This is a genomic window from Bacteroidota bacterium (assembly GCA_016720935.1).
Classification (GTDB): Bacteria; Bacteroidota; Bacteroidia; order AKYH767-A; family 2013-40CM-41-45; genus JADKJP01.
Genome location: JADKJP010000004.1, coordinates 532,288 through 550,128, shown reverse-complemented (window position 1 = coordinate 550,128; position 17,841 = coordinate 532,288). Strand labels below are relative to the sequence as shown.

The following is a 17,841-nucleotide window of genomic DNA, read 5'->3' as shown; positions in this document are numbered from 1 at the left end:
GTTAAAGACTGAATAACTTCCTGAGGCCTGATTCTGTTGGATTTTTAAGGGTCATTGCATTAACTATTAGCGGTGAAATCTTTGAATTGAGCCTTATTCAGGCTTAGAGAGCTTGAAAATTGTATGCATCTTTGTCCTGATCCGAATGAATACGCACCCCCGGGATATCCTGAATCTGTTGTCAAAACTCAGTTTTCGTCGATTGACGAATGCCGGTTCTGTCGTGGCAAGCTATTACTGGTCCCGTATTTCCGGAAAAGCGTTGCATCCTGCTTTGCCGATAAGCATCTCTATCGAGCCTACCACATCCTGTAATCTTCGTTGTCCTGAATGCCCGAGTGGTCTCCGTTCTTTTACAAGACCGACAGGAATGTTACAGCCTGAATTTTTCAGGAAGGTGATTGACGAGGTAAACGACAGGGTTTTGTATCTCACATTTTACTTCCAGGGTGAGCCTTTTCTAAATCCGGCATTCCTAGATATGGTAAACTATGCCGCCGGGAAAAAGATGTACACCGCGACATCTACGAATGCGCACTATCTCGATGATGAAATGGCAAAACGTACAGTTGAATCAGGCCTGGACAGATTGATCATTTCGATTGATGGTACAACGCAGGAAACGTATGAGCAATACAGGATAGGAGGGAAGCTTGAAAAAGTACTGGAAGGAACGAGGAATATCGTGAAGTGGAAAAAACAATTGAACAAAAGTACGCCTTACCTTGTTTTTCAATTCCTGGTAGTGAAGCCCAATGAACATCAAACGGAAGAAGTGAAGAAGCTGGCAAAGGAAATGGGAGTTGATGATGTCGCTTTTAAAACGGCTCAGGTATACGACTATGAAAATGGTAATGCCCTTATTCCGGACAATGGAAAATATTCACGATACAGGCAGCAGTCTGACGGAACCTATACCATTAAAAACAAACTGTTGAATCACTGCTGGAAATTGTGGCACTCCTGTGTGATCACCTGGGACGGAAATATTGTACCCTGTTGCTTCGATAAAGACGCCGGACATAAAATGGGCAACCTCGGAACCCAAAACTTCCGGGAAATCTGGAACAATGAATCCTATCAACTATTTCGCAATTCACTAATGAAAAGCCGGAAGGAAATTGATATCTGCAAGAATTGCTCTGAAGGCACACGTGTTTGGGCGGAGTGAATGGATTTTAGTGGTTAGTGGTTAGTCCTTAGTGGTTAGTGCTTAGTTGTTGGTTGTTAGTTGTTAGTTGTTAGTGATGTAATAGGAATACGAGCCCCAGAATTATAGATATTATAAATTAAAAATAAATTATCAATAAAAGATAAATAGTTATTAAATACTAATATTTAGTAATCAATAAAGTCTACATTAAGATTGGTAAGCTGATCAATCAACAATCAACAATCAGCAATCAACAATCAACAATCACCCACGCCCTCTCTGCTCTCCAAAATGCCTCTCTCCATCACCAAAATCCACACCTTTAAAGGCCACGAAGGCTCTGTCTATACACTTGAAAAAAGTACCTCGCCTGAATTGTTTTTCTCGGGGAGTAGTGACAGAATGGTAACCGAATGGAATATGATCAATGGTATGGCGCCAAAGGGGATTGTGAATGTTGGCTCTATCATATATGCGATACGTTATATTCCGGAGAGACAGTTATTGTTGATCGGTGTTTCCGGAGGAGGAATGCATGTTGTAGATCTGGAAAAGAAACAGGAGATAAAATTTCTGGTGCACCATAAAAATGGAATATTTGATATCGCATATTCAGCAACACATAACAGAGTGTATACTGCCAGCGGCGATGGCTCCATTGCGGTTTGGTCCCTGGATGATTTCAGTCTATTGTACTCGATAGAGCTTTGCAAAGAAAAGGTGAGGAGTATCCAGCTGAAGCGGGATGGGACTGAGCTGGCAATTGCCTCAGGTGACGGCATGTTGCGGTTCTTTGATCCTCTGAGCATGGAATTGAAACTTGCGTTCAAGGCTCATGACTTATCTGCTAATACTGTGTACTACCATCCTGTTTCGGATATAATTATGAGCGGAGGAAGGGACGCGCATTTGAATATCTGGGACGCCAGGTCTTATCAGTTGTTGGAATCCATCCCGGCACACAATTATGCGATTTATGGAATTGCTTTTTCTCCCGATGGAAAGATGGCTGCAACTGCAAGCAGGGACAAGACGGTTAAAATCTGGGATGCTTCTTCTTTTGAAATACTTGCCCGTATTGATAAGGACAAGTATGACGGGCACCTGAATAGCGTCAATAAAATCCTCTGGACGGAATACAACAACTATCTCGTTTCAGCCGGTGACGACAGAGCAGTGATGGTCTGGAAAATTGAAGATTGAAATGTTGGTAGTGAATGGTAAATGGCCAAGAGTAAAATGGTTGTAATAATTATAAATCTATTCCATCAACCGGAAACCCGGAACTCGAAACCCGAAATAATAAATATTTAATTAAGGAAAAATCTTTGTTTTTTTATTAAAAACGAATAAACAGGACATAAATCAAAAAAAATTAATTGAAAATGTAACATTGAAACAAAAGTCGCCGTTAGACTATCTGTGTTTCATGTTAAGTTTTAAGTTAAGTAATTTGAATTGTTGATCAGGAAGCCCCGGACGAAACTCCGGGGTTTCTTGTTTTTAGGATAGATGATTATTTGCAAAAAAAATAATCATCCTTATCAATCTTCAATCAGCAATCTAAAATCATCAATCTAAAATCATAAATTCTCAAATCGTCATAATCTCCTTATCCTTCGCCTCCAGGTGTTTTTCAACCATGGCGATAAACTGATCAGTCATCTTCTGAATTCTGTCTTCGAGATCCTTTACAATATCTTCCGGAACTGATTTTGATTCTTTCTTGATATGTTCGTTCGCATCTCTGCGGATATTGCGGATGGCAACGCGGCAATGTTCAGCTTCACCTTTAGTTTTCTTCACCAGTTCTTTCCGGCGTTCTTCTGTGAGTGCAGGTACATTGATACGTACAACCACACCATCATTCTGCGGTGTGAATCCGAGATTGGCTGCAAGTATCGCTTTTTCAATCGGACCAACCATGGATTTTTCCCAGGGTTGAATAACGATTGTTTTCGCGTCAGGGGTGCTGACATTGGCAACCTGGCTCAACGGAGTATTGGTTCCATAATAGTCTACATGTACGCTATCCAGCATGGCAGGATTGGCACGGCCTGCACGGATTTTTGACAATTCCAGTTCAAGGTGCTCGATTGCTTTTTGCATGTGCACTTTGGTATCATTCAGAAGTTTATTGTTGTCCAGCATAATAATCGGAATTTATTTTTGTAGGCAAATGATACTATTGACAATCAGATTTTGGTTTCTGTAATATTAGAATTCGACCAGTGTTCCAACAGATTCCCCATCGAGAACCTTGATCAGGTTTCCGGGTTTGTTCATGTCGAAAACGATAATCGGAACTTTGTTTTCATTACAAAGTGTGAAGGCTGTCAGATCCATCACCTTTAATCCTTTTTCATAGACTTCGTCGAATGTAACCGTATCGTATTTGACAGCGTCCTTGTACTTTTCAGGGTCCGCGTTGTAAATACCATCGACACGTGTTCCTTTGAGGATTACATCAGCACCAATTTCGATAGCACGCAGGGAAGCGGCTGTGTCAGTCGTAAAATAAGGATTCCCGGTACCGGCACCGAAGATCACCACTCGTCCTTTTTCAAGATGTCGTACCGCTCTTCGTTTGATATAAGGCTCGCAGATTTGTTCCATTTTGATTGCCGACTGTAGGCGTGTACTCACACCAATTTTTTCCAGTGCCGACTGCAAAGCCATGCTGTTGATGACTGTTGCAAGCATTCCCATGTAATCACCCTGCACGCGATCAATCACATCTTCTACATCATTGTTCACGCCTCTGAAAATGTTTCCTCCCCCAATTACAATCGCCACTTCAACGCCCATGTTCACTACCGATTTGATGTCTTCAGAATATTTTTTTAGACGGTCGTGATCGATACCAAATTCCTTTTCACCCATCAAAGATTCTCCACTGAGTTTTAAAAGGATGCGTTTGTATTTCATAGTAGGTGGTTTTCGAATGCTAATTTATGGATTTTTTTTTATTGGGGACAGGACATGGGATTGGTGATTGGTGACTGAATATTTTTGATTTAACTCCCGACTCCGTACTCCCGACTACTTCAATGTCTGAAACTAAATTCTACTCCCTTGCCCTGTTCCAAAATTGTGGGCAAAAAAAAAGAGAACCTTTCGATTCTCTTTTTTTCTTTTTTCTTATCCTAATTTCACCCGCTTCATTGCAGTGACTTTGAGGTTCTTGTCGATACCTTCGAGGTACTGGCGGACTGTTTTCTTTTCGTCCTTAATGAAGACCTGGTTGAGCAGGGTATATTCGTTATAGAATTTGTTCAGTTTACCGAGAGCGATTTTCTCGATCATATTTTCAGGTTTACCTTCCTGACGAGCCTGATCTTTACCGATTTCGATTTCACGCTCAAGTGTTTTTGCGTCAACATCGTCTTTATCGATAGCTACAGGAGCCATCGCTGCAGTTTGCATGGCAACGTCACGTCCTGCTTCGTCAAGGTTCGCTGAAGTAGCACTAAATCCAATCATGGAAGCAAGTTTGTTGCCCGGGTGATTGTAAACGATCACTTTTTCAGCGTTCACCAGTTGGTAGTCAACCACATCGATCTTTTCACCGATTTTGCCCATTTGTTCAATGAGGGTTTCGCCTACAGTCTGGTTACCGAGTTTCAGGTTTTTCAGGTCATCAGCAGTTGCAGGTTTATTTGCAATCGCGAGATCCAGGATAGATTCACCGTATTTAATGAAATCAGCATTTTTTGCTACGAAATCAGTTTCGCAGCAAACTGCAACAACCACTCCGGTTTTGCCATCAGCTGTTACTTTACCATAAACATAACCTTCTTTCGCTTCGCGATCCTGGCGGTTAGCGGCGATCTTTTGTCCTTTTTTACGAAGGATATCGATTGCTGCTTCAAAATCTCCATTGGCTTCGGTGAGGGCTTTTTTACAATCCATCATTCCCGCGCCGGTTTGCTGGCGGAGTTTGTTTACGTCACTTGCACTGATTGCTACTGTACTCATTTTTGTACTCCTTTATTATTTAGGGTAATAAATTACTTACGATTTGTTGTTCTCTTGCGTGGTGTTGCTCCTGCTTTTGGTGCTGCCGGTGCTCCGCCTTCTGTCTCTTCTTCATCATCAGCGATAGCGACAACTTTATCGGTACCTGCCAATTCAGCTTCTTCTTCCTTCTCTTTTTCCATTTCTTTGTCCACTTTACGCTCAGCAAGACCTTCTTCGATTGCCTTTACCATTGTATCAACGATGAGGGCAATGGATTTAGTCGCGTCATCATTTGCAGGAATTGCAAAATCAACCTGAGTTGGATCTGTATTTGTATCAGTGATGGCGAAAGTCGGGATGTTGAGTTTCTGAGCTTCAGCAACAGCGATGTGTTCTTTGTTGATGTCAACGATGAACAAAGCTGCAGGCAGACGGCTGAGGTCGGCGATACTTCCGAGGAACTTCTCCATTTTCGCTTTCTGACGGGTAATTTGCAGACGCTCTTTTTTGGAGATGTTATCAAAAGTACCATCGGTCGCCATTTTCTCGAAACCGGTCATTTTCTTCACCGATTTACGCACTGTCGCGAAATTGGTAAGCATACCACCGGGCCAGCGCTCAGTGATGAAAGGCATGTTCACTTTATCGGCACCTGCAGACACAATTTCTTTAGCCTGTTTTTTGGTAGCGACGAACAATACTTTCTTGCCTGACTTTGCAATTTGTTTCATTGCATTCGCTGCCTCGTCTATTTTAGCAACAGTCTTGTTGAGGTCGATGATGTGGATACCACGGGCTTCCATGAAAATATAAGGAGCCATCTTCGGGTTCCATTTGCTCTTTAAGTGGCCGAAGTGGGCACCTGCTTCGAGTAAATCGTTGTATGAAACTCTGGACATTTTATTGAATTGTAGATTGTAAATTCTTGATTGTAGATTGAAATAGAGCTCCGATTAACGTTTGGAGAACTGGAAGCGTTTACGAGCTTTCTTCTGACCCGGCTTCTTACGTTCCACCATGCGTGGGTCACGTGTCAGCAGTCCTTCTTTACGAAGAGCGGATTTGTGTTCTTCATTCGCTTTCACGAGGCAACGTGCAATCGCCAGACGAATCGCTTCAGCCTGACCTTTGATTCCTCCTCCATCAACAGTGGCGTTGATATCGTACATCTCTTTTGCATTGACAGCAGTCTGTGCCTGTGTCAAAATGTATTGCAGCGGACCCGTTGGAAAATATTCCTTGAAATCGCGATCGTTAACTTTAATGTTTCCGTTGCCGAGATCTACATAGACACGGGCAATCGAGGTCTTTCTTCTACCAATAGCGTGGATAATAGCCATGATGGGTCAATTAGGAGATTTTAACTGGTGTAGGTTTCTGAGCAGAATGCGGATGCTCACTTCCGACGTAAACATGAAGGTTACGGAAGATTTCACGGCCGAGACTGTTCTTCGGCAGCATGCCACGAATGGCATTCTCAAGGATTAACGCAGGATTCTTGCGCATCCATTCCGTTGGCGTCGCGAAACGCTGACCACCCGGATAACCCGTATAGTGTACGTATTCTTTGTCGTTCATTTTGTTTCCGGTAAAACGGATCTTCTCTGCGTTGATGATGATGACATAGTCACCACAATCCGCATGCGGGGTATAACAGGTTTTATTTTTCCCACGAAGGATTTTAGCCACTTCGGAAGAAAGACGGCCTACGACCATGTCGCTGGCATCAACCAGTACCCAGGTTTTGTTTGCTGATTTGGCGTTAACCGAAACAGTTTTATAGCTCACTGCGTCCACTTTTCAATGATTTTTATAGGTTATTAGCAAAAAATTGGTTTCCCCGAAGGGGTTGCAAAAGTAGGATAATTTTGAATCTCCACAAATACTCTTGTAAATTATTCTTAAAGAAGCAATAGTGCATAAACCTGGGCACAAAAAAAGACCTTAAATGACCCATTTTTTAATGAAATTTGAAACAATTTTGCCCCCCGCTTGTCAGACTAATATAATTATCTCTTCCGATGCCCACTCCGTCAAGAATTCTGATTTCCGGTGGTTCCGGTTTCATCGGCGAACATCTCCGAAAGCTGCTTTCTGATCAAAAAATTGACTATTCTGTACTTAGCAGAAACCAGCAAAAGCTGGAATGCCCTGTTTTTCAATGGAATCCTGATAAACTGGAAATGGACCCGAAAGCCCTGGATGGTGTTGATACCATCGTAAATCTCGCCGGTGTCGGAATTGCAGATGGCAGATGGTCGGCAGAACGTAAATGGGAGATCCTCCAAAGCCGGAGTAAAAGTACCGATACTTTATATAATGCACTCAAATCCGGCAATACCAAAGTGAAAACTGTCGTTTCTGCCTCAGCGACTGGTTATTATGGCAATTCCGGACTTGAATTGATGGAAGAAGACAACCCGCCCGGAAAAGATTTTCTTGGAATGACCTGTCTGGCCTGGGAGCAATCTGTCCGCCGCATAGAGCAATTGGGGATTCGCGTTGTTATTCTTCGGATTGGATTTGTCCTTGCTCAAAACGGAGGCGCATTACCGGTTATGAAAATACCCGTGAAATTTTTTGTGGGATCGGCACTTGGTTCAGGACGACAGTTTATTTCATGGGTACATATAGAAGATGTGTGCAGAGCAATCCTGCATGTAAGTTCTGACTCAAATGTTCGGGGCGTATACAACCTCACCGCTCCGGCTCCTGTGTCAAATAAGGAATTTATAAAAACACTGGCTAAAACGATGCACCGTCCATTCTGGCCAATCTCCGTTCCCTCTTTTCTACTTCGGATTCTGCTCGGTGAAAAATCTGAAATCGTTTTGCACGGTCAAAGAGTCTCTTCCGAAAAACTACAGCAAACCGGTTTTCAATTTATGCATGTCGACTTATTAAAATGTATGCAATTGATTCTCGACAAAGGATCAAATTAATTAGGGACGAGGGACGAAGGGGACGGGGGACAGAATCTCTCAAAACTAACCACTAACCACTAAGCACTAACCACTAAGCACTAACCACTAAGCACTAAGCACTAAGCACTAACCACTAAGCACTAACCACTAACCACTAAGCACTAACCACTAACAACCAACAACCAACAATGCTCCACAACATCTTCTGGTTTCGCCGTGATCTCCGTCTGCACGACAATGCAGGCTTGTATCATGCTTTGCGATCAGGATTACCTGTGCGTGCGATATTTATTTTCGATACTGAAATTCTGGACCGACTGGAGAATAAGTCTGATAAGCGTTTGGTGTTTATTCATCAGCAACTCGAAAAAATGAATGCCGAATTACAAAAATTCGGTTCACGTTTGGAGACATTCTATGGTAAACCGTTGGATGTCTGGAAAAAAATCTGCCTTGAATCAAAAGTAGCTGCTGTCTATACCAATCACGATTATGAACCTTATGCGAGAGAAAGAGATGAATCAGTAAAAGCGTTCTTGAAAGGGAAGGGAATTGGTTTTAACAGCTATAAAGATCAGGTGATTTTTGAAAAAAATGATGTGTTAAAAGATGATGGAAGTCCGTACGCCGTTTTCACTCCGTTTATGAAACGATGGAAAATGATGTTGGCTGAAGATTCATTCCAGTCTTTTCCTACAGAAAATTATTTTGAGAATTTTTTATCCGCTGATCCACAGTCAATACTTTCACTCGAACAAATCGGCTTTAAAAATACAAGCGTTCATTTCCCTTCGCATTTTTTGAAGGAGCAACTGATTCGTGATTATGAGCAGACGCGTGATATTCCCGGTATTGAAGGAACTTCAAGAATAAGTGTCCATCTGCGCTTTGGAACCGTAAGTCCAAGAGAATTGTTTCGTTATGCCTGGTCACTCAGCGAAAAATGGGTGAACGAACTTATCTGGAGAGAATTCTACATGTATGTTCTCTGGCATTTTCCGTATGTCGTGAATGGCGCGTTCAAACGGCAGTATGATTTTTTGCAATGGAGAAATAATGAAGCGGAATTCAAATGCTGGTGTGAGGGAAAGACAGGCTATCCGATTGTGGATGCAGGTATGCGGGAATTGAATGAGACCGGTTTTATGCACAACCGTGTACGTATGATCACCGCGACTTTTCTGACCAAATACTTATTGGTCGATTGGAAATGGGGAGAAGCGTATTTCGCGGAAAAACTTCTTGACTACGAATTGGCGAGTAACAATGGTGGCTGGCAATGGAGCGCCGGCACAGGCGTAGATGCGGCTCCTTATTTTCGGATTTTCAGCATGGACGAACAAACAAAAAGATTCGATCCGGATTTGAACTATATTAAAAAATGGGTTCCTGAATTCCAGGATTTCAGTTATCCGGCTCCAATAGTAGATTATGCTTTTGCGCGGAAACGCTGTCTGGAATTTTATAAGTCCTCATTGAAGGTGTAGGACGAAGTATTCCTGCAATTTTCCACGAATTAACTATATCCAGAAGTGAACTAGGTGCTCAGCCCTTGCGGATGCAGATTTTACTTTCTATTTTAGGAAGAATTATTTCTTCATTGAATTTCGTTTTTTTATCCTATTTTCTTCGGATTAAAATTTATTCCTCATGGATCAGAATTTTACTTTTCCACCTATACCAGAAAATGAACCGGAACGTATACGTGCATTGCGATCCTATGGAGTTTTGGACACAGCTCCCGAGCTGAACCTCGATGCAATCACTCAGCTTGCATCTCAAATCTGCGATACACCGATAGCAATGATCAGCCTGATCGATGAGAATCGTCAGTGGTTTAAGTCGCGAGTTGGATTCAACGCGGAGGAATTTTCAAGGAGCCAATCTTTTTGTCAGTACTCTATCCTGGGCGATGAATTATTTATTGTTCCAAATGCAAAAAATGATGAGCGTTTTGCGAACAATCCGATGGTGTCGGGAAAGCCGCATTTGTGTTTTTATGCAGGCGCCCCGCTCATTGATCCCAATGGATTTAAGCTGGGAGCATTGTGTGTGCTTGATAAACGTGAAAAAGAATTATCGGATTTTCAGAAAAATGCGATGAAACTTCTGGCGAACCAGGTTGTTTCTCATTTTATTCTGACAAAAAAGAAGCGTGAACTGGAGCAGTCAAATGCTGTCCTGGAAAATTTTTTCATGTTGTCACGTGACTTCATGTGTATCTCAACTGAGGATGGGTATTTTTTGAAGATCAGTGATTCGTTTACCAAAGAGCTTGGTTATACTCAGGAAGAATTAACCGGATTACCCTTTATTACTTTCGTTCATCCGGAAGATATTCCTGATACTATGAATGTGCTCGAAAGTCTGGGTACAAAACATGAAAATATTCTCTTTTTCAGAAACCGGTACAGAAGAAAAGATGGTACCTATATGTGGGTGAGCTGGAATGCTTATCCGAATGCAGATGACAAACTCATTTATGCAACAGCCAGAGATGTAACTGAATTAAAAGATTCAGAAGATCTCAAAAAAAGAAATGATGAGCTTGAAAAGGAAAAGATAGATGCGCAGCGACAAGCGAAATTAAAGGAGGAGTTTCTGACAACAATGAGCCATGAAATCCGCACACCGCTGAATGCGATCGTCGGGATTTCAAATTTACTTGTTAAGTCAGAAAAGCTTCCGGAACGGGAGTCGGAATACAGTAGAGTCATTCATTTGAATTCGAATTATCTGCTGAAACTTGTCAATGAAATCCTTGATCTCACTAAAATTGATTCCGGAAAACTTCATTTGGAGAGCAGAGAATTTAATTTGAAAGAAAACCTGGAGGGAATTATTCAGTCTTTCGAAAATTCTGAACGGGTAAATAAAAACATTAAACTGAATTTAAATTTATCCGGAGATTTTCCGGAAAGTATAAGCAGCGATGCAACCCGACTGGATCAGATTCTTGTGAACCTGATTTCAAACGCGATCAAATTTACATCGAATGGCTCAGTGACCTTATCGGCAGAACAAGTTCATGATGAAGAGGAATACGTGACAATAAAATTTTCCGTGAAAGATACCGGAATGGGAATTCCATCGGAGAAACAGGAAATCATCTTTGATCCATTTGTGCAGGCAAGCGACTCGACTACTCGAGTTTTCGGTGGTACCGGACTTGGATTGGGCATTGTTCGAAAACTGATTCAATTGTTCGGTTCTGAAATCATTTTGACCAGTGAAGTCGGAAAAGGTTCGGAGTTTTATTTTACCATTCGTTTCAGTAAGAAAGAGAAAGCATTAGCTGCTAAATCAATTTCTTTTATCCCGACGGATGAGGACCGGCAATCCCTCAATAATCTGAGAATACTGGTTGTAGAAGACAATCCGTTTAATCAAATGGTTGCAGTGGATACTTTGAAAGAGTGGAACCCGACTTTTGAAATTGAAGTTGCCGAAAATGGAAATATAGCATTGCAAAAGTTGCAGGAGCATCAGTTCGATTTAATTCTGATGGATTTATTGATGCCGGAACTGGATGGCTACGAAACAGCCGTGATCATCCGCAATGTAGAAAAGGGCTGGGATAAAAATATACCGATTATCGCCATGACAGCACACGGTTCTACACCTGAGCTTGAAAAATGTTTTCAGTGCGGTATGAATGATTTTATTGTTAAGCCATTTGATCCGGATGTTTTGTTTCAAAAGATCATTCGGGCTAATAAACATAAATTATCCGTTAGCTGATTGTTTGTTTTTTTTCCTGGAAAAGAATTTCCTCATCTATTCAAATATGTTTATTCATTTAACATAATGCTTTTTCAATAATCTTTTATTTGAATTTGATAGTGTAATTACATTTTTTAATCATCGCTTTTTGCAATTTTTAATTGAGTAAAATATGATGAGTACTGATACCAAAAAAATTTTGCTCTTTAATTTACATAATGTAGATTGCTTTCAAATGAACAGAGGAGTGCATCTGAAATAATTGAGGTGAATGCAGCTTTTCATGAGACACACATTACTGCATTGTTCATTGAGTGAACAGGATGTATATCTAGTTTCGCCGCATTTGGCGAAATAAATTTTCTTATCTTTTATTAAATTCTGTTGAGAGCAAAAATTGGAGTGATTACTTATTGTTTTCTTGTACTCTCTTTGTTCTTTGGAGGAGTACAAAAATCTTATGCCAGCCATTCGATGGGATCTGATCTCACGTATCGATGTCTGGGCGGAAACAGTTATGAAATCACACTGTCTTTTTATCGGGATTGTGTTGGTGTTCCTGCTGATCTGTGGGCGGATATCACTTACAGTTCTTCCTGTTACGGAACATTCACCACAACCATTTATCAGATTGCAGGAACAGGACAGGAGATCAGTCCGATTTGTCCAAGTGATACAACTACTTGTAACGGCGGAGGTTTTACAGGCATCCAGGAATATATTTACAGAGGGATTATCAATCTGCCCGGGCCTTGTGCCGACTGGACTTTTAGTTACAATCTCTGTTGTCGAAACCTGGCCATCACCAATATCAATAATCCGGGAAGTACTTTGATGTACATTTTTGCAACGCTTGACAACACAGTCGTTCAATGCAACAACTCTCCGGTTTTTTCAAATAAACCTGTTCCATTTGCATGTCAGGGACAGCAGTATTGTTTTAATCATGGCGGATTTGATCCGGACGGAGACTCTCTCGTATATTCAATGATGACACCCTATGACATGGCGGGATTGCCGGTTTCTTATGTTGCTCCATTTTCTCCTACACAACCACTTTCTTCATCACCGGCAGTATCATTTAATTCTCAGACAGGTGATATCTGTATGACACCAACCAACCTTGAGGTTACTGTGATGGCGGTGCTGGTTCAGGAATACCGGAACGGAGTTCTGATAGGAAGTGTTGAACGGGATATCCAGCTCACGGTCATAAATTGCAACAATGTTTTGCCGGCATTATCCGGTATTAACGGTACCAACAGTTTTTCTCAAAGTGTTTGTGCCGGTGCTCAATTGTGTTTTAATATTCTGTCATCAGATGTAGATGCAGCACAAAACACAACAGTGACATGGGATTTTGCAATTCCGGCGGCTACTTTCTCAACTACTGTCGGTCCTCGCCCAACCGCGACATTTTGTTGGACACCAACCGCTGCAGATGTTAGCACTACTCCATATTGTTTCACCGCGACTGTTACTGATGATAATTGTCCGTATAACGGCAGTCAGATTTTTTCTTACTGTATCACCGTCACACAACCCGCCGTCAATGCCGGTGCTGATCAGGCAGTGTGCGCGGGATCATCCGTGAATCTTCAGGCGAGCGGAGCGACCACTTATTCCTGGAATCCCGGAGGAGGCAATCAGGCTCAGTTGTCGGTGACTCCTGCCTCTACAACTACTTATACAGTTACAGGAACGAATGCAAGCGGTTGTACTGCTACAGATCAGGTAACTGTTACCGTGAATCCTTTGCCTGTGGCTGATGCCGGTCAGCCTCAGGCCGTGTGTATAGGTTCTTCAGCAACCTTCACTGCATCAGGTGGAGGAACTTATCTGTGGACTCCCGGGAATTTTAATACTCCTCAAATTATTGTGAGTCCGGCGACCACAACAACCTATACGGTTACCGTTACAGATGCGAATTCCTGTACAGCTACAGATCAGGTAACCATGACCGTTAATCCATTGCCGGTTGCGAATGCAGGTCCGGATACGGATGTTTGTCAGGGAAGCTCTGTGACACTTACCGCGAGTGGAGGTGTAACTTATGTGTGGGATCCGGGCGCGATTGCGGGCGCTTCACTTACATTCACTCCATCGGGCAACGTTACATATACTGTAACTGTTACGGATGCGAACGGTTGTACCGCGACAGATGATGTAAATATTTTGATAAATCCACTTCCTGTGGCAGATGCTGGACCGGATGCGGTAATTTGTTTTGGCACCCAGGCAACATTATCAGCAAGTGGCGGTCAAACGTATCTCTGGAATCCCGGTGCTGTTGCATCCGCTCAGCTTTCGATTTCCCCGGCAGCTACATCTTCCTATACTGTTACCGTTACAGACGCGAATGGTTGTACTTCGACGGATGTTGCCGACATTACCGTGAATCCATTGCCGGTTCCATATGCCGGTTTGGATGTTAGCATTTGTATCGGGGACTCAACAACTCTCAACGCAAGCGGAGGCGGAACTTATGCTTGGGATCCCGGAGCAACAGCGGGCTCTCAGATGATAGTGGCGCCACTGCTGACAACAACTTATACCATTACTGTTACGGATACAAACAATTGCAGTGCTTCCGATCAGGTACTTGTAACTGTAAATCCTTTACCTGTAGCTGATGCCGGACAAAATGTGAGTGTATGTTTTGGTTCGCAGGCAACACTTACCGCGAGCGGAGGGGTTTCATATGTATGGGATCCGGGTGCTGTCGCCAATGCTCAGCTGACTTTGATTCCTGCTGTGAATACCGATTACACTGTAACAGTCACGGATGCCAATGGTTGCACGTCCACTGATGCTGCTTCAATTTTTGTCAACCCGCTGCCAACAGCGCAAGCATCGGCAGTGCCTACACATTGTTTCGCGGGAACTGATGGGTCCGCGACAGTTATTCCAGCTGATGGAACAGCTCCATATGCTTTTTCCTGGTCTCCTTCCGGTGGATCGAATGCTACTGCTAACGGACTTGGTGCGGGAACGTACACTGTTACAATCACAGATTTTGCTGGATGTACTGTTACAGCAAGCACTGTTGTGAATCAACCCACGCTTGTGCAGCTTTCCACTTATTCAAGACCAGCCTTGTGCAATGGTTCGAATGACGGACTGAGTAGTGTGCAGGTTATGGGTGGAACACCAGGATATACTTATTTATGGGCGCCAAGCGGAGGTCTGAATGATACTGCTGTCAATTTAACGGCAGGAATATATACCGTTACTGTCACTGATGCCGGCGGATGTACTCAAACTGCTGCAACAACAGTACAGCAGCCAACAACTCTGGCCCTTGCAACATCCGGAAATCCTGCGCTTTGTTATGGAAGCAGTACAGGATCTGTTTCAGTCGCGGTGAATGGTGGTAGTGCCGGCTATACATATTCCTGGTCGCCGGGCAATGGTTCAGGATCTTCATTTACGAATGTTCCCGCCGGGTATTATACAGTAACAGTTACGGATGCGCACTCTTGCACTTCTACAGGAACCGTTATGATTAACCAGCCTCCCTTGCTGCAATTGTCGGTCTCATCTACACCGGCGACTTGTGGAGTCAGTGATGGAACAGCGACAGTAAACGTGCAGGGAGGAACTCCGGTGTATTTATATAGCTGGACACCTGCAGGAGGCAATGGCGCCTCAACAGTAGGTTTGCCTACCGGAATTTATACTGTTCGCGCTACTGATTTGAACGGATGCACACAAACTGCACAGGCAAATATTCCCTCACGTTCAGGTCCGTCTGTAAATGCCAGTGTCGATCAGAATGTATTGTGCAATGGAGGAAATCAGGGAGCTGCAACAGTTACTGTTCTTTCCGGAATCGCGCCTTTTCAAATCACATGGTCTCCTACAGGAGGGAATAATCTTACTGCCTCGAATCTTACAGCCGGCAGGTATACTGTTGTGGTGAGCGATGTCAATGGATGTTCGGCTATGGATACACTCACTATCCTTCAGCCTGAACCCATTGTTACCATCATCAGATCCAATCCAACAGATTGCTTCGGATCGGCGAATGGTAGCGCGCAAGCAGGAGTAACCGGAGGTGTTCCGCCTTATCAATATGCATGGATACCTTCCGGAGGTATTTCTTCTTCAGCTCAAAATCTTCCTGCAAATACATATACTCTTACCGTTACAGATGAAAACGGATGTACACATACAGAACAAACGGTCATCACTCAGCCAACGGAAATTCAGCTGACCCTGAATACTCTCCCGGCTCTTTGCAATGGATCGGCAACCGGTGTCGCTTCAGCAATTGTGCAGGGAGGTAGTCCGGGGTATACTTACAATTGGTTCCCCGCCGGCGGGACATCAACAATGGCCATCGGTCTCCCTGCAGGAAATTATTCCATGACTGTCAGGGACACAAACGGATGTATGAAAACGGATACAGTAACTGTGGAAGAACCTGTGGAACTCGAGTTGTCAACGCAAACAACACCTGTTTCCTGTTACGGAGCAGCCAGTGGATCTGCACAGGTGGATGTGAGCGGGGGAACTCCCGGGTATTCATATGTGTGGACACCATCCGGACAAACTACGAATCAGATTAACGGATTGGGAATCGGAACATACACTGTTACTGTGACTGACAGGAATAATTGTATTTCCAATACAGAAGTGAACATTGTTCAAGCCGCTCCATTGACCCTGGCTGTTGATCAGCCGGATACAATCTGTATCGGGCAATCATCGGTTTTGTCAGTCAATGTTTCAGGAGGTACACAACCCTATGCATTTCTTTGGAGTACAGGTGACACTACATCGACTACTGAGGTTTCTCCATCAACATCCAATTCTTATACTGTGAGTGTGACGGACGCATTCAATTGTCCGACCGCGCCTCAGGTGATCTCACAACCGGTGTTTCCTCCTTTGAATGTAGAAGCTGCGGGTGATATCGCTTTGTGTGAAGGAAATGTGGCGCAGATTTCAGCATCCGGTAGTGGAGGGAATGGTGGTCCGTACACATACAACTGGAACGATAGTCTTATCCACACCGCTGTCGCTTCCGTTTCTCCTGATCATGATTCCACATTTACAGTTACATTAACGGATGGTTGCAGTCCGCCTGTATCAGATGCAGTCGATATCCGAATTTACCCTTTGCCCGAAGCGCAATTTCTTCCGCACTTAATTGAAGGTTGTACACCTGTAGCGGTTGACTTTCATAATTATTCAATTACTGAAAACGGATCATCTTATTCCTGGGATCTGGGAGATCAGACATTTTCAAACGATACTGCTCCCCAGCATGTATATTCAATACCCGGACAATACGATGTCGCGCTCACGGTTACTTCGCCTTATGGTTGTACATCACAACAAGTTGTTGAGAACGCTGTAACTGTTTATGGATATCCGGTCGCTGATTTCACACCTGATGCTTATGCTGTAGATATTTTTAATCCGTCTGTCAATTTCATCGACAATAGCAGTGATGCAATCTCCTGGAACTGGAATTTTGGCGATGGAACAACAGATAGTGTAAGCTCAAATCCAATGCATGTGTATGCAGATAGCGGGACATATACCATTCAGCTCATTGTAACAAGCAATGGTTCCTGTCCGGATACAACCTACAGGCAAATACATGTGGATGAAATTGTCACGATTTATGTACCCAATGCATTCACTCCAAATGGAAACGGAGTAAATGATGGATTCATTGCTGTTGGTCGTGGCATTACACGCTATGAAATGTGGATCATAGACCGTTGGGGACTTGAAATTTTTCACTCACAAAGCATGCATGAACCCTGGGACGGTACATATTATGGTAACAATAATCTTTGTCAGAATGATGTGTACGAATATGTGATTGATGCGGAGGATTACAAAGGGAAGAAGCACCGTTTCATTGGGCATGTTACCCTGGTGCGATGATCTCACAATTTTTCCCGTTTAGTGAATTCTAATTCTTCAAGCAATTTCTGATCTCAGATCCGAATGATTTGGAATTAAGTCTTCGTGCTTTTAATTTTTGAATGAAAAGAAAAAAATCTTACACTTTATTTTTGTCAAAATTTCTTTATCTGATTTTTGCTTTTCACTTTTTCTTCA

Annotated in this window: 12 protein-coding genes; 6 read left to right on the top strand and 6 right to left on the bottom strand. The window is 43.0% G+C overall.

Annotation, left to right across the window (positions count from 1 at the left end):
• Window positions 1–145: 145 nt before the first annotated feature.
• Complete coding sequence (locus tag IPP86_06305) at window positions 146–1,171, top strand: SPASM domain-containing protein (protein MBL0138130.1); 1,026 nt, start codon at window positions 146–148, stop codon at window positions 1,169–1,171.
• Window positions 1,172–1,444: 273 nt separating this feature from the next.
• Complete coding sequence (locus tag IPP86_06300; protein ID MBL0138129.1) at window positions 1,445–2,356, top strand: WD40 repeat domain-containing protein; 912 nt, start codon at window positions 1,445–1,447, stop codon at window positions 2,354–2,356.
• Between the two features lie 390 nt (window positions 2,357–2,746).
• Here the strand turns inward: IPP86_06300 and frr are convergent, their stop codons facing one another.
• From frr to rplM, 6 genes are all read right to left on the bottom strand, one after another.
• Window positions 2,747–3,304: a ribosome recycling factor gene (gene frr / locus IPP86_06295; GenBank protein ID MBL0138128.1), complete on the bottom strand. Its 558-nt coding sequence runs from the start codon at window positions 3,302–3,304 to the stop codon at window positions 2,747–2,749.
• Window positions 3,305–3,370: 66 nt separating this feature from the next.
• The gene (locus IPP86_06290; GenBank protein ID MBL0138127.1) at window positions 3,371–4,081 is read right to left on the bottom strand and encodes a UMP kinase; all 711 of its coding nucleotides are present in this window, start codon (window positions 4,079–4,081) and stop codon (window positions 3,371–3,373) included.
• A gap of 213 nt (window positions 4,082–4,294) precedes the next feature.
• Window positions 4,295–5,131, bottom strand: a complete 837-nt coding sequence (locus tag IPP86_06285) for an elongation factor Ts (protein MBL0138126.1) — start codon at window positions 5,129–5,131, stop codon at window positions 4,295–4,297.
• Between the two features lie 32 nt (window positions 5,132–5,163).
• The gene (gene rpsB / locus IPP86_06280) at window positions 5,164–6,012 is read right to left on the bottom strand and encodes a 30S ribosomal protein S2 (GenBank protein MBL0138125.1); all 849 of its coding nucleotides are present in this window, start codon (window positions 6,010–6,012) and stop codon (window positions 5,164–5,166) included.
• Window positions 6,013–6,066: 54 nt separating this feature from the next.
• A complete protein-coding gene (gene rpsI / locus IPP86_06275) occupies window positions 6,067–6,453 on the bottom strand; it encodes a 30S ribosomal protein S9 (protein ID MBL0138124.1) in 387 nt (128 codons plus the stop codon).
• Between the two features lie 10 nt (window positions 6,454–6,463).
• The gene (gene rplM / locus IPP86_06270) at window positions 6,464–6,910 is read right to left on the bottom strand and encodes a 50S ribosomal protein L13 (protein MBL0138123.1); all 447 of its coding nucleotides are present in this window, start codon (window positions 6,908–6,910) and stop codon (window positions 6,464–6,466) included.
• A gap of 224 nt (window positions 6,911–7,134) precedes the next feature.
• Between rplM and IPP86_06265 the strand changes: the two genes are divergently transcribed.
• The 4 genes from IPP86_06265 to IPP86_06250 all read left to right on the top strand — a co-directional run bounded on the left by IPP86_06265 (window position 7,135) and on the right by IPP86_06250 (window position 17,664).
• Window positions 7,135–8,055, top strand: coding sequence for a TIGR01777 family protein (locus IPP86_06265; protein ID MBL0138122.1), 921 nt, complete (start codon window positions 7,135–7,137; stop codon window positions 8,053–8,055).
• A gap of 170 nt (window positions 8,056–8,225) precedes the next feature.
• The gene (locus IPP86_06260; protein MBL0138121.1) at window positions 8,226–9,524 is read left to right on the top strand and encodes a deoxyribodipyrimidine photo-lyase; all 1,299 of its coding nucleotides are present in this window, start codon (window positions 8,226–8,228) and stop codon (window positions 9,522–9,524) included.
• A 163-nt stretch (window positions 9,525–9,687) separates the two neighbouring features.
• Window positions 9,688–11,778: a response regulator gene (locus tag IPP86_06255; protein MBL0138120.1), complete on the top strand. Its 2,091-nt coding sequence runs from the start codon at window positions 9,688–9,690 to the stop codon at window positions 11,776–11,778.
• Between the two features lie 366 nt (window positions 11,779–12,144).
• On the top strand, window positions 12,145–17,664 hold the full coding sequence (locus IPP86_06250; protein MBL0138119.1) for a PKD domain-containing protein: 5,520 nt from the start codon (window positions 12,145–12,147) through the stop codon (window positions 17,662–17,664).
• The last annotated feature ends 177 nt before the right edge of the window (window positions 17,665–17,841 follow it).

What these genes read in the sequence shown, in the direction of transcription:
- IPP86_06290 (MBL0138127.1), bottom strand. Translation starts at nt 4,081, where the DNA reads ATGAAATACAAACGCATCCTTTTAAAACTCAGTGGAGAATCTTTGATG.
- IPP86_06265 (MBL0138122.1), top strand. Translation starts at nt 7,135, where the DNA reads ATGCCCACTCCGTCAAGAATTCTGATTTCCGGTGGTTCCGGTTTCATC.
- rpsB (MBL0138125.1), bottom strand. Translation starts at nt 6,012, where the DNA reads ATGTCCAGAGTTTCATACAACGATTTACTCGAAGCAGGTGCCCACTTC.
- IPP86_06260 (MBL0138121.1), top strand. Translation starts at nt 8,226, where the DNA reads ATGCTCCACAACATCTTCTGGTTTCGCCGTGATCTCCGTCTGCACGAC.
- IPP86_06285 (MBL0138126.1), bottom strand. Translation starts at nt 5,131, where the DNA reads ATGAGTACAGTAGCAATCAGTGCAAGTGACGTAAACAAACTCCGCCAG.
- frr (MBL0138128.1), bottom strand. Translation starts at nt 3,304, where the DNA reads ATGCTGGACAACAATAAACTTCTGAATGATACCAAAGTGCACATGCAA.
- IPP86_06300 (MBL0138129.1), top strand. Translation starts at nt 1,445, where the DNA reads ATGCCTCTCTCCATCACCAAAATCCACACCTTTAAAGGCCACGAAGGC.
- rpsI (MBL0138124.1), bottom strand. Translation starts at nt 6,453, where the DNA reads ATGGCTATTATCCACGCTATTGGTAGAAGAAAGACCTCGATTGCCCGT.
- IPP86_06305 (MBL0138130.1), top strand. Translation starts at nt 146, where the DNA reads ATGAATACGCACCCCCGGGATATCCTGAATCTGTTGTCAAAACTCAGT.
- IPP86_06255 (MBL0138120.1), top strand. Translation starts at nt 9,688, where the DNA reads ATGGATCAGAATTTTACTTTTCCACCTATACCAGAAAATGAACCGGAA.